The organism is Brevibacterium zhoupengii (assembly GCF_021117425.1).
Classification (GTDB): Bacteria; Actinomycetota; Actinomycetes; order Actinomycetales; family Brevibacteriaceae; genus Brevibacterium; species Brevibacterium zhoupengii.
The window spans coordinates 1562565-1575288 of the sequence record NZ_CP088298.1 but is presented as its reverse complement, the minus strand read 5'-3'; the positions used below and the strand labels follow the sequence as shown (position 1 = coordinate 1575288).

Below are 12724 nucleotides of genomic sequence, written 5' to 3'. Positions count from 1 at the left end.
GCTCTCCTATTCGCTTGCCTCGGTCGAGGCGCCCTCTGCGCCCGCCGGGGTGGGGACGTCGGTCATGAAGGAGATGGCGCGGTCACCGATCGGGTTGACTCCTGCCCCAGCGGCCAGGGAATGTCCGACGAGAGCATGCAGGCATTTCACTCGGGTGGGCATGCCACCGGCGGTGTAGTCCTTGATCTCTTCCACCTCGGCGATTCCGGCAGACTTTCCGATCTCCGACCGAGCCGCGAGGTACGCAGCGTGGGCCTTGGCGTAGGCGGCCGCGAGCTCCTCGTCTTCGGCGAGCTCGGCACTCCATTCGGTCATGATTCCCGATGCTTCGAGGCGTGAGCATTCAGCGACGAAGGCAGGGTGCGTGAGGTAGAAGGTGGTGGGGAACGGTGTGCCATCCTCGAGCCGAGGAGCGGTCGCGACGACCAGCGGTTCACCCGATGTGCTGCGGGCGGCGATCCCGACGACACCGCGCGGAATCCGCCCGAGCTGTTCCTTCAGGATGGCGAAGTCCGCCTCGGTGCACTCTGTGATCATCAGCCCTTCTCCACGGTATTGCCGACCTCTTGAATCGACTCCAGCAACTCAAGGTACCAGGCTTGCTTGCGCTGCGGACGTTCAGCATCCGAATCGTCACCGTCGATTGCCTCCTGGTTGGTGACGATGACCGCGTTCTTGCCCTCTTCCACGTAGTACTGGTCCTTGCGGGCCTTGCGTTTGATGTACGCAGGGTCCTTGAGATTCTCGTTCTTCTCTTCCAGCCCCTGGACCTCGGACTTCGTCGATTCGATCTCGCTGTTGAGTGCCGCGATCTGCTGTGCCTGCTTGAGTGCGGAGTTGATCGAGGGGAGAAAAGTGACGAGCACGATGGCGATGACGAGGAGGAAGACGCCTGTCTGCCAGGACAGTTTCCGTTTGCGAGTGCCTTCGGTGGGCTGAGCCTCGACGACCGGCGTGGGGCGTCGACGGGGAGCGGCTCGGCCCGGAGCCGATTTGGGGGCGCTGTTTCTAGGTTTGCTCGGAACCATGTCTCTTTCCTCTGCGACCGGGGATGGGGAAGGCAGTCACAACACATCTAAGTCTGCCGTGTCAGCATCCGGACTGCGAGGATTTGGGTGTCGTGGCGTGTTCTATTTTTCGAAAGTCTGAGTCAGCCCGGTTCGCTCGCCTCCCCCGTTCTGCCCTCTGAGGCCGCAGCGGGGTCTCACGCCACCGTCCCGCGCGCACGCCCTCCCATTACCCTCACGTCCTCCAGCTAGTTCCGCTCTCGGCACCGCCAGCTCTAAAACATCCCGTTGCTACTGGGTGATTTAGCACTCACGGCGCAGGGTACAGAAGCTGCGACTTGCGCCTCGACGCTTTCCGGCCACCGCACTCCCCTCCCCAGCTCCCACACCAGACGCATTTATCCACAAAGTTATACACAGATCAGGAGTACTCTATTGCAGTTTGATAAGTTTTGATGCAGTTTAATTCCATGTACAAGATTATGACCACACAACAGATCATCCGGCTCGGGTTCACTCACGCAGACATTCGACGGGCCCGAAGTTGCTGCGTACGTCGGCTGTCTCGCGGTGTCTATTCGGTCAGACACGTCTGCACCGTGGAAGGACATCGGCGGCTGTGGGCCAGCATCGTTGAAGGAACTCATTCGGAGTTCACCGAGCACGGAGACTTCCGCGACCAGATCGAAGAGCTCGACGCCGCAGTCATGGCGAGATGCGAAGTCAGATTCCAGAAGCAGAATCAGGAGGCGCGGCAGGTAGAACCCGACACCGCAGAAGGGTCCAATACAGCAGTCCGAACGTCGCCGGGATCGCCACCGGCTGAGGTGTTCTCCCATATCTCAGCTGCCCTCATCCACGGCTTGCCTATTGCCTATCCCGTGACTCACCAGGTGGAGGTGGTGCGCCCCGGGATCAACCGCAGGTTCAAGAGCATCCATGTCAGGGGCGTGACGATCCCGAAGCATCACCGGCAAAGAGTTCGCGGCACCGAGGTGACGACGCTCGAACGAACGCTCATTGATGTGGCTCGCACGTACAACCCCGACATCTCTGTGTCGATGCTCGACGATGCTCTACACCGCGGACTGACGACGAGGGAGAAGATCCTCGCGACGCTGGCGCAATGCTTCGAGACCAGGAACACGAAGAAGGTTCATCTCGCCCTCGAACTGACCGATGCCCGTCGCGAGTCCCCCGCCGAGTCGATCGCCGCGGTGAGGTTCTTTCAGCACGGATTCGTCGGTTTCGTCCCCCAAGTTGAGTTCGGCGCACCCTCGCTGCGAAGAAAGTTTCGCGTCGACTTCTGCCACAAGGCGGCTCGGCTGATCATTGAGATCGATGGACTTGGAAAGCTGTATCTCGGCTCAGGAGTGCCACGAGACGAACTCGAACGCGAACGGCGCAGAGAACAATGGCTGCGCGATCAGGGCTGGCGGGTCATCAGAGTCACGTGGAAAGAGCTCTTCACAGAGGCGAAGTTCGAAGAGATCAGGCGAGCCCTCATGAACACGAGGTGACTTCCCAGCAATGCGGTCGGCAGCCTCGATAGACCCCTCACCCGCGACTTCATAAACAACCTCTGCAAATGTATGAATTGAGCGGTGCGGGTGGAGTTGCTGTACTCCCAGGGTGTTCTGCGAGGCACAGGAGGTTTTGGAGTCGCGGAGTAGTTTTGTGGGATCGCCAAGAGTTCTTGAAGTCGCGACGAGGTTGTGTCATCGCGAAGCACACCGACCTCAGCAAAAACGCCCTGCCGATGAATGTCGCCGAGGCGGGGGCCGGGTGACCATAGAATGATCACCTGGCCCCCGCCTCGGGGATAAAGCCATTCAACGCCTCAGCGCTGCAGTCGTTCAGCCGTCCGAACGAAGTTCGCTCAGCCGACTGCGCGAAGCCCGCCCTGTCGGACGAGCGAAAAGGCTCGTTCAGCCGTTGAAGCGCGGGAACGCTCCTCGGCCGGCGTAGCGGGCCGCGTCGCCGAGCTGCTCTTCGATGCGCAGCAGCTGGTTGTACTTGGCCACACGCTCGGACCGGGCCGGAGCGCCTGCCTTGATCTGGCCGGCGTTCGTGGCCACGGCCAGGTCGGCGATCGTCGTGTCCTCGGTTTCGCCCGAGCGGTGGGAGATCATCGTCGTGTAGCCGTTGGTCTGTGCCAGCGACACTGCGTCGAGGGTCTCTGTCAGGGTGCCGATCTGGTTGACCTTCACGAGCAGGGAGTTCGCGGTGTTGTTATCGACACCGCGCTGGAGCCGCTCGGGGTTCGTCACGAACAGGTCGTCGCCGACGAGCTGAACCTTTGAGCCGATGGACTGGGTCAGCGTGGCCCAGCCTTCCCAGTCGTTCTCGTCCAGTGGGTCCTCGATGGACACGAGGGGGTACTTGGCCAGCAGACCCTCATAGTAGGCCGCCATGTCCTGAGCCGACTTCTTCTCGCCCTCGAACTCGTAGGCCCCGTCTGAGTAGAACTCTGAGGAGGCCACATCAAGTGCCACTGCGATGTCACGGCCCGGACGGTGTCCGGCGAGCTCGATGGCCTCGAGGATGAGGTCGAGCGCCGCGGCATTGGAGTCGAGGTTCGGTGCGAATCCGCCCTCATCGCCGAGCCCGGTGGACAGACCGCGTTCCTTCAGCACACCTTTGAGCGCGTGGTAGACCTCGACGCTCCACTGCAGTCCCTCGTGGAAACTGGCCGCACCGATCGGGGCGATCATGAATTCCTGGATGTCGACGTTGGAATCGGCGTGCGATCCACCGTTGAGGATGTTCATCATCGGAACGGGCATTACGTGCGCGTTCGGTCCGCCCAGGTAGCGGTAGAGCGGCAGATCCGCGGACACGGCGGCTGCACGAGCGACTGCCAGCGAGGTGCCGAGGATTGCGTTGGCGCCCAGGCGGGACTTGTTCTCGGTGCCGTCGAGCTCGATCAGAGCCTGATCGACCAGTCGCTGGTCATCGCTTTCCAGACCGACGATGACTTCATGAATTTCGTCGACGACTGCGTCAACAGCACTGGTGACGCCTTTGCCCAGGTAACGTTCCGGGTCTCCGTCGCGCAGCTCAACGGCTTCGAACTCACCGGTGGAGGCACCGGAGGGGACACCGGCACGACCGACCGATTCGTCGGCTAACAGCACTTCCACCTCAACGGTGGGATTTCCCCGGGAATCCAGGATTTCACGGGCGTTTGCGGCAACAATCTCAGCCACTGATTACTCCTTCGCAATTGGTTTCACATGGGGAACATGTGCCTGCAGGACAGCTTAATGCACCGAGGCACCAGGCTTACTCTCCGGCTCAGCCCTGGACGGATTCTTCGCGGTTCACGGGTGCCAGCAGCTGTCGGCGCAGCTTCTCCGGACTCTCCGGGTCCATTCCATGCTCGAGCAGATAGGCCTCGACACCGTTCTCGCCGTACTGACCCTCGATGGAGTCAAGGATTTTGGCCATGAGTTCCGGCGGTGCCGCTGTTGCGGTCTCGGCGAGGTTGCCGGAGATGCCGGCATCGGCGAAGTTTCTGACGATGTTCTCGAGGAAGCCACCGGACAGGTGCTGCGAGGTAATTGAGTATTCTTCGAGGATCTCGTGTCGCCCGACGCCGAGGAGGGTCTGGATGAATGCGGCGACCACGCCGGTCCGGTCTTTGCCGGCAGAGCAGTGGAAGACCACTGCCTCGCCACAGCTTTGTGCAACGACGTCGACGGCCATGGCCAGGCGGGTCCCGAAATGGCCGATCATGAGGTCATAGATCTTGCTCAGCGAGCGATCTGAGAGGTCCATGCCGGTCGCCTCGGCGGCTTTCTTCATCTCCTCGCGGCTGAGCTGCTTCGCGGGAAAGAAATGGTCATCGAAGATCGGCAGCTCGATGTGGTTCACGTCGAGTCCCGCAACAGCGTCGGGCAGCTTGGACCGCTCCCCCACATCACGCAGATCCACGACGGTGGTGATGCCGAGTGCTCTGAGGTCGGCACGCGACCTGTCGGTGAGCTGGGCGAGTCCGTCGGCGCGGTAGACCTTGCCTGTGGCGATGGTCATCTCGCCCGCCGAGGTGGGCGTTCCCCCGATGTCGCGGAAATTGAATGTGCCTTCGATGTCGATGCGATCCAAGCTCACTGATTATCGTCTTTCTGCTGCTTCTCTTCGGTCTTGATTCGGCGGTACTCGCGTTCGACGTCTTCGAGCTCAGGCATCTCGTCGTCACGGCTGTCCTCCCCGAAAGCCAGGGGGTGACGCCGTATGAGCTTCTCTTCGAGGCCGTCGATGATGAGTCCCAACGTGTGGCCATAGGGAGCTGAACCGCTCTCATCGAGCAGGGCCGAGTGGAAGAGGACCTGGTAGAAGACGTCTCCGAGCTCCTCGACAACGGCCACCCTGTGGGCAGAACTGGCGTCGCTGCGGTAGTCTTCGAGCGCTTCGATGAGCTCTTCGGTCTCTTCGCGTGCAAACTTCTCGAGACTTCCATGGTCCTGCCGGCTCGACCAGGGGCACCGGCGACGCAGAGTCGCCATCGCCTCGATCACTCCCTGGGTCTGTGCCGGAGTGACGCCGGTGGAGCCGACCCCGGTCCCGGCTCTGAGGACATCAGTGCTTGAGGTGTCGTTCTTGCCCGCTGCCTCTGCCTGCTCCACTGCCGTGCCGCCTTCCGATTCCTGCGTTGCTGTGAGGGTGACGCTGTGAAGATTCGGACCACACAGCGGACCGAACCAAAAGAATGACCCCCACCGCGGGTGCGATGGGGGCCGAATTCCTCATTACTTGCTGAACTTGTCCTTGACGTCTTTGCCGAGGTCCTTGACCTTCTCGCCAACCTGCTTGGTCTTGCCTTTGAGCTGATCGGCAGACCCTTCAGCTTTGAGCTCGTCGTCGCCGGTCATGTCACCGACGGTCTCCTTTGCCTTGCCGGAGAATTCTTCAGTCTTGTTGTCGAACTTGTCGTCAAAACCCATGGTGGCTCTCCTTAAGTCGTCCGGTACGTCTGTACCCGTATTCGCACTCTACGCTAGCTGGAGCGGTCGAATGTGAACTTTCAGAATACGTGCAGATCGTCCTCGCGTCGATCATCACCGATCCCGTCCTGCGACCTCGCCGCGATCACACTCCGGCTTCGACGACCTCGGAGGTCACGACCGGAACGATCGCGTCGAGGAACTGGTGGGCCCACCGCACGATGTCGGAATCGGTCATCTCCTTCGCGTCGAAGCCGCTGCCGGACATCGGCTTGGGTACGAGCACAGACCTGATCGCCGGCTTGAGCAGAGACTTCGGGTAGAGCCGTTTGAGCCGTACCACCTGCGAATCCTCAAGTTCGAGCGGACCGAAGCGGACGAAGTTGCCCTGCACGACGACGTCGTTGACGCCCGAGGCCTTGGCTCTGATCCGCAGCCTGGCAACGTCCGCCAGCACACCCACGGACTCCGGGTAGGGCCCATACCGGTCGACGAGTTCGTCCAGCACTTCCTGCAGCTCGGTCTCGTTCGCCGCTGCCGCAAGTTTCCGATAGGCCTCGAGGCGCAGTCGTTCATGGTCGACGTACTCTGCCGGCAGGTGAGCATCGACGGGAAGCTCGATGCGCATATCGGCCTCGGGCTCCGTGTCCTCGCCGCGGAAGTTCGCGACGGCTTCGCCGACCAGACGCACGTAGAGATCGAAGCCGACCCCCTCGATATGCCCGGACTGCTGGCCTCCGAGGAGGTTGCCCGCACCGCGGATCTCGAGGTCCTTCATGGCCACCTGCATTCCGGCACCGAGCTCGGTGTGAGCGGCCAACGTCGTCAGCCGGTCATGGGCGGTCTCTGTCAGCTGAGTGTCAGCCGGGTAGAGGAAGTAGGCATAGGCACGTTCCCTGCCGCGACCCACGCGGCCGCGCAGCTGGTGCAGCTGGGAGAGGCCGAAACGATCGGCATGATCGATGATGAGGGTGTTCGCATTGGCGATGTCGATTCCGGTCTCGACGATGGTCGTGCACACCAGCACATCGAACTTCTTCTCCCAGAAGTCGACGATCACCTGTTCCAGGCGGGTCTCATTCATCTTTCCGTGCGCAATGGCGATGCGCGCTTCAGGAACGAGTTCGGCGATGTGGCCGGCCACGGCCTCGATGTCCTTGACCCGGTTGTGGATGTAGAAGACCTGACCTTCGCGCATGAGCTCACGACGGACGGCGGCCTTGATCTGCTGGTCTTCTTTCTTGCCCACATAGGTCAGGACAGGGTGACGCTCTTCAGGGGGCGTGGCCAAGGTCGACATCTCGCGGATGCCGGTCACCGCCATCTCCAGTGTGCGTGGGATCGGGGTGGCGGACATGGCGAGCACATCGACATTCGTGCGCATCGCCTTGAGCGTCTCCTTGTGTTCGACGCCGAAGCGCTGCTCCTCGTCGATGATGACCAGCCCAAGGCTCTTGAACCGCACCTCGCCGCTGAGGATCCTGTGCGTGCCGATGACGAGATCGAGTTTGCCTGCGGCCAGGTCCTCGACGACTTTGTCCGACTCCTGCTTCGTCTGGAAACGCGAGAGCGCACCGACGGTGACGGGGAATCCCGAGTAGCGCTCGGCGAAGGTTTCCAAGTGCTGCTGCACAAGCAGCGTCGTGGGCACGAGCACGGCGACCTGTTTGCCGTCCTGGATCGCCTTGAACGCGGCACGGACTGCAATCTCAGTCTTTCCATAGCCGACGTCGCCGCAGATCAGACGGTCCATGGGGACCGACTTCTCCATATCACCCTTGACCTCGTCGATGGTCGTGAGCTGATCGGCGGTCTCCACATAGTGGAAGGCGTCCTCGAGTTCACGCTGCCACGGGGTGTCGGGTCCGAATGTGTGGCCGACCGTGGCCTGGCGAGCGGAGTAGAGGCGGACGAGTTCGCCCGCGATCTCCTTGACCGCCTTCCTGGCCTTGGCCTTCGTCGTCGACCAGTCGGCACCGCCCATCTTGTTCAGGCTCGGGCTTTCCCCGCCCACGTACCGGCTGACCTGGTCGAGTGCGTCGCTGGGTACGTACAGGCGGTCGCCGGGCTGTCCACGCTTGGCCGGGGCGTATTCGAGGATGAGGTATTCGCGTGTGTGCTTGTTCGGGCCCTTGCCCGTCGTCCGCTGCGTCATCTCAACGAATTTGCCGACACCGTGCTGGTCGTGGACCACGTAGTCCCCGGGCGCCAGGTTGAGTGGGTCCACCTGGTTGCGTTTGCGTCGAGTGGGCAGGCGGCGCATGTCCCTCGTCGAGGTGGCGGCGGCGCGTCCGAGCACATCGGCTTCGGTGAGGACGGCCAGTTTGAGGTCGTCGAAGACGAACCCGCCGAACGGCGCGGCGGTGGTGACGGTGACCAGGGCCTCGGCGAGGTCATTCGGGTCATCGACGAAGGTCGCCGGTACTCCGGCTTCCGAGAACACCTCGACCATGCGCTGGCCCGGTCCCTGGCCTTCGGTGAGGACGAGGATGCGCCACTTGTCGTGGATGAGTCCCTTGACGTCGGTGAGGATCGCTTCGACGTCGCCGGCATATCCTCGAGGTGCCCGAGCCGGGACGGGGAACAGGTTCTGGGTGGGTGAGACGAGTTCTTCATCGGTGGAGAAGCCGCCGAGCTCCCACCAGGCCAGACCGATGAGGCGAGCGCCTTCCTCCATCTCCTCCATCGTCCGGAATGTCGCTGCGGACAGATCGATCGGGGATTCGCCGCCGGCTGCCGCCCCGGACCATGCGGCCTCAAGGAATTCGTTCGTCGTCACGACGAGGTCGGCGGCCCTGGCGTGGACTCGTTCGGGTTCGGTGATGATGATCTTCGTGGCTGCGGGCAGCAGAGCGATGATCGGCTCCATGCCATCGGCCAATACGGCAGACAGCGATTCCATGCCTTCGACGGCGACTCCGCCGGCGATCTTGTCGAGCATGTCCGAGGCAGCCGGCAGCGTCTGTGACAACGCGGCTGCGCGTTCTCGGATAGAGTCGGTGAGCAGGAGTTCACGGCAGGGCGGTGCCGAGAGGGTCAGGGGCGAAGCGTCCGCCTCAGCGGGAATGGATCTCTGATCGCTGACGGAGAACTCGCGGATCTCGTCGATCTCGTCACCGAAGAATTCGATGCGCAGGGCATGTTTGTCCGTCGGTGGGAAGATGTCGACGATGCCGCCACGAACTGCGAACTCACCTCGGCGGGAGACCATGTCCACACGTGAGTAGGCCAGTTCAGTCAGTCGCTGGGAGAGCTGGTCGATCTCGTATTCGTCACCGACGGCCAGTTCCACCGGCTCGATGTCGCCGAGTCCCTTGACCAAGGGCTGCAGGAAGGCGCGGACCGGGGCGATGATGAAGGCCAGGTGTCGGTCCGGGCTGGGGTGGGCCAGGCGGTGCAGAATCTGCAGGCGCTGCCCGACGGTGTCGGACCGGGGTGAGAGCTTCTCGTGAGGGAGGGTCTCCCAGCTGGGGAAGATCGCGATCGAATCTTCGGCCACCCAGTCAGCCAGTGACCGGGCCAGGTCCTCGGCCTCACGGGTGGTGGCCGTGACGATGAGCTGCGGCGCCGAGGTGGTCGAATCGGAATCGCCGGACACGAGCGTGCGGCGCAGGATCGATGGCCACAGTCCCCTGATCGCATCGATCGTCCCACCGGTGGTCTCCGGGTCGTTGAACGCTGAGACGAGGTCAGTGATGGTGGGGTTCTGGCGTGTGAGATCGAGTCCGTTGAGCACCATGCAATTCTATGCCACGGGCCGGACACGAGAAACGACAGCGACCGTTTCGCCCTCTGCACGCACGAACGTGTGAAGATGAGACTATGTCTTACCGCGCTCTGTTCGCATCTGTGGCGGCCGCGACGCTGCTCCTGTCAGGATGCACTGCTGGAGAAGAAGTTCCCCAAGCCGAACGTTGGGATTTTCACAGCAGACCCGATCTCAATCCGCCGAAGTTCGACTTCAACGTCAGCTCTGCCCCGCCGGAGGAGGAGAAGGACCTCAAGACGTTCCTCGGCCCTAAGGGGCAGACCGCCGCTGACGAGGAGTCATGGGTCGGCGGACTCATCCTCGACTCGGCCGGACAACCGGTCTGGGCGCGGCAGGGCTCGGGACAGATGTGGGACCTGCGGGTCCAGGAGTACCAGGACGAACCAGTCCTCACCTGGTGGGAAGGTCTGGCGCAGACCCCGGAAACAGCCGGCGAGGTCGTCATGCTCGATGACAGCTACAACGAGATCGCCCGGGTCGGCATGGGCGGGGACCTGGCCCACAAGACCTCGGATCTGCACGAGACGACGATCACCGACGACGACACGATGCTCCTCCTGTCCTATATCAAAACTCAGACGGATCTCAGCTCTGTGGGAGGTGCGAAGGACGGCTGGGTTTGGGAGGGAGTCGTCCAGGAGGTCGACATCGCCACCGGTGAACCCGTGGTGGAATGGCGGACTCTTGATGACGTTCCCGTCGAGCAGACGGAGTCGAAGCTCAAGGACGGCGAAGGCACCGAGGAGGAACCTTTCGACTACATTCATCTGAACTCGGTCTCCATCGACGACGATGGGAAGTCTCTGCTCGTCTCTGCCCGCAACACGCATGCGATCTATCAGCTCGATCGCAGAAACGCTGACCTGCATTGGGTGCTGGGCGGATCCGCCAGTGACTTCGAGATGGGCGAGGGCGCGACCTTCGCCTGGCAACACGATGCGCAACGCCGTGATGACGGCATGATCACTCTCTTCGACAATCAGGCCGCGCCCCGCCTCGGCGATTCTCGAGGGCTGCGTCTCGACGTGGATGAAGAGGCGAAGAAGGCCACGGTCGTCACCGAGTACCCGGCTCCTGATGATCGTTCATCGGGAAGTCAGGGCAATTTCCAGGAGTTGGACAATGGCAACGTGCTCATCGGATGGGGTTCAGAACCGCACTTCTCAGAGTTCACCAACGATGGCAAGCTGCTCTACGACGCAACATTCACAGGCGGCTCGAACTATCGGGCCTACCGCTTCGACTGGCAGGCGACCCCCTCGGCCCCGCCGACTGCGACGAAGTCCGAACCAGGCGAGGGCATCACGCGCGTGCATATGAGCTGGAACGGAGCGACCGAGGTCGAGTCCTGGCGCATCCTCAGCGGTGACAGCGAGGAACAGCTGACAGAGACCGCGGTCGTCGATCGAGAAGGCTTCGAGACCGCTGCCGATGTCTCCCCCACCGGTTCTCGGATCGTCGTCGAGGCTCTGGATGAGAACAAGGAGGCGATCGGCAGCACATCGGTGGAGTGAAATCCCCGAGATCTCAAGACTGTAACGGGCCTAACGGAACGGACACGATTGTCTCTGTGCCCCGGTTCTTCGGCGTTCTCCAAGCTTCATCACTCACAATTGAGACATGAGTTCCGACCAGTCCCCTCGCTTCACCTCCGCAGAATCCCAGTTCATCTTCGGCAATGATTCAACCGCCTCCGATTCCCCCAGGTCAGGCGGCCACACACCGGCAGGACCGCCCAAGGTCGCCAATCTGCGCACAACCGTGACCCGCGATCACAAGCTGTCGCGCTTCGTCCCCGTCGTCGTCCTTTTGGCGCTCATGTGGGTGATTGAGATCGTCGACACCATCCTGCCTGCTGATCTCGACATGCTCAGCCTGCAGTCTTGGAACCCGCTGTCGCTCTACGGAGTGGTGACCTCTCCCCTGCTGCATTCGGGATTCGGGCACCTCACGGCCAATACGTTCCCGTTCCTCATCCTCGGCCTGTGCATCGCCGTTGAAGGCCAACGTCGATTCTGGCTCGTCACCGCCATCACGGCGGTGGTCTCCGGCCTCGGCGCCTGGCTGACGACTCTGCCGGTCGGGCAGCACATCGTCGGTGCCTCGGGCATCGTGTTCGGGTTCTTCGGATACCTGGCGGTGCGGACCTGGTTCACCGACGACATGCTCCGCAAGATCGTCTACTTCGCTATCGGCTTCTTCGTCTTCATCACCTTCGGGGCCTCGATGATCTTCGGGATGCTGCCCCAGACCAATGGGATCTCCTGGCAGGGTCATCTCTTCGGCTTCGTCGGCGGCGTCTTCGCCGCCTGGATCATCCACCGCAAACGTCAGGGTGGCACTTCAGGGAAGACACCGACTGCCCAGCAGTGACCGTCACCGTCATTTCGAGTGGTATTTGAGTTGGACCTTCTCGAGTCCCTCGACGATGTACATCTCCACGGCGTCGGCGATGTCCGAGATGAAGATCGGCAGTGTTGCACGTTCGTCCTTGGAGAAGGGCTTGAGCACATAGTCGGCGGTGTCCTGGCGACCCAGAGGTCGTCCGACTCCGGCGCGGATTCGCGGGTAGTTCTTCGTCCCCAGCGCCGAGGTCATTGATCGCAGTCCGTTGTGTCCGCCCTCTCCCCCGCCGACCTTGGCTTTGATCGTGTCGTAGGGGATGTCGACATCATCGTGGACGGCGATGATCCGGTCGGTGTCGATCGAGTAGAAGTCGGCGAGCTGCCTGACCGGCCCGCCCGATTCGTTCATATAGCCCGTGGAGGTGGCCAGCACCACTCGCGGTCCGGGAACGCCGGGGACTGACCCTGTCGGCAGTCGGGACGTGCCGACGTTGGCGCGCAGCTTCGTGCGGGTGAGGTTGACTCCGATGCGGTGTGCGAGTTCGGCGATGACCATCTGCCCGACATTGTGTCTCGTCGTTTCGTATTTGGGGCCGGGATTGCCCAAGCCGAAGACCAGCCACGCTTCGTTCGTCATCGTCGTCCTTTGCTCGTACT

11 protein-coding genes are annotated in these 12724 nt (G+C 62.1%); 3 read left to right on the top strand and 8 right to left on the bottom strand.

The genetic code is table 11. From position 1 onward, the window contains the following. Positions 1-6 precede the first annotated feature (6 nt). Positions 7-537, bottom strand: a complete 531-nt coding sequence (locus LQ788_RS07175) for a DUF501 domain-containing protein (protein WP_231446163.1) — start codon at positions 535-537, stop codon at positions 7-9. Then, positions 537-1028, bottom strand: a complete 492-nt coding sequence (locus LQ788_RS07170; protein ID WP_231446162.1) for an FtsB family cell division protein — start codon at positions 1026-1028, stop codon at positions 537-539. The genes LQ788_RS07175 and LQ788_RS07170 overlap by 1 nt, the downstream gene beginning before the upstream one ends. Before the next feature lie 578 nt (positions 1029-1606). On the opposite strand from LQ788_RS07170, the gene LQ788_RS07165 reads away from it, so the two are divergent. Continuing rightward, entirely contained in the window at positions 1607-2527 is a 921-nt protein-coding gene (locus tag LQ788_RS07165; protein WP_231446161.1) for a DUF559 domain-containing protein, read from the top strand. Positions 2528-2935: 408 nt separating this feature from the next. Here the strand turns inward: LQ788_RS07165 and eno are convergent, their stop codons facing one another. From eno to mfd, 5 genes are all read right to left on the bottom strand, one after another. Continuing rightward, positions 2936-4216 (bottom strand): phosphopyruvate hydratase, encoded by a 1281-nt coding sequence (gene eno, locus LQ788_RS07160; RefSeq protein WP_231446160.1) that lies wholly within the window; start codon positions 4214-4216, stop codon positions 2936-2938. A gap of 88 nt (positions 4217-4304) precedes the next feature. Then, positions 4305-5120: a tyrosine-protein phosphatase gene (locus LQ788_RS07155; RefSeq protein WP_231446159.1), complete on the bottom strand. Its 816-nt coding sequence runs from the start codon at positions 5118-5120 to the stop codon at positions 4305-4307. Then, entirely contained in the window at positions 5117-5635 is a 519-nt protein-coding gene (locus LQ788_RS07150) for a MazG nucleotide pyrophosphohydrolase domain-containing protein (protein ID WP_231446158.1), read from the bottom strand. The genes LQ788_RS07155 and LQ788_RS07150 overlap by 4 nt, the downstream gene beginning before the upstream one ends. A 123-nt stretch (positions 5636-5758) precedes the next feature. Next, entirely contained in the window at positions 5759-5953 is a 195-nt protein-coding gene (locus LQ788_RS07145) for a CsbD family protein (protein ID WP_143921044.1), read from the bottom strand. A gap of 145 nt (positions 5954-6098) precedes the next feature. Beyond that, on the bottom strand, positions 6099-9692 hold the full coding sequence (gene mfd / locus LQ788_RS07140; protein ID WP_231446157.1) for a transcription-repair coupling factor: 3594 nt from the start codon (positions 9690-9692) through the stop codon (positions 6099-6101). An 83-nt stretch (positions 9693-9775) separates the two neighbouring features. On the opposite strand from mfd, the gene LQ788_RS07135 reads away from it, so the two are divergent. Continuing rightward, positions 9776-11236: an arylsulfotransferase family protein gene (locus LQ788_RS07135; protein WP_231446156.1), complete on the top strand. Its 1461-nt coding sequence runs from the start codon at positions 9776-9778 to the stop codon at positions 11234-11236. Between the two features lie 106 nt (positions 11237-11342). Then, the gene (locus LQ788_RS07130) at positions 11343-12095 is read left to right on the top strand and encodes a rhomboid family intramembrane serine protease (protein WP_231446154.1); all 753 of its coding nucleotides are present in this window, start codon (positions 11343-11345) and stop codon (positions 12093-12095) included. A gap of 9 nt (positions 12096-12104) precedes the next feature. Here the strand turns inward: LQ788_RS07130 and pth are convergent, their stop codons facing one another. Beyond that, positions 12105-12704: an aminoacyl-tRNA hydrolase gene (gene pth, locus LQ788_RS07125; protein ID WP_231446152.1), complete on the bottom strand. Its 600-nt coding sequence runs from the start codon at positions 12702-12704 to the stop codon at positions 12105-12107. Positions 12705-12724 lie beyond the last annotated feature (20 nt).

Bases quoted from the DNA above. Each gene is read 5' to 3' on its own strand.
- LQ788_RS07175 (WP_231446163.1), bottom strand. From the start codon at position 537: ATGATCACAGAGTGCACCGAGGCGGACTTCGCCATCCTGAAGGAACAG.
- LQ788_RS07145 (WP_143921044.1), bottom strand. From the start codon at position 5,953: ATGGGTTTTGACGACAAGTTCGACAACAAGACTGAAGAATTCTCCGGC.
- LQ788_RS07135 (WP_231446156.1), top strand. From the start codon at position 9,776: ATGTCTTACCGCGCTCTGTTCGCATCTGTGGCGGCCGCGACGCTGCTC.
- pth (WP_231446152.1), bottom strand. From the start codon at position 12,704: ATGACGAACGAAGCGTGGCTGGTCTTCGGCTTGGGCAATCCCGGCCCC.
- LQ788_RS07130 (WP_231446154.1), top strand. From the start codon at position 11,343: ATGAGTTCCGACCAGTCCCCTCGCTTCACCTCCGCAGAATCCCAGTTC.
- mfd (WP_231446157.1), bottom strand. From the start codon at position 9,692: ATGGTGCTCAACGGACTCGATCTCACACGCCAGAACCCCACCATCACT.
- LQ788_RS07170 (WP_231446162.1), bottom strand. From the start codon at position 1,028: ATGGTTCCGAGCAAACCTAGAAACAGCGCCCCCAAATCGGCTCCGGGC.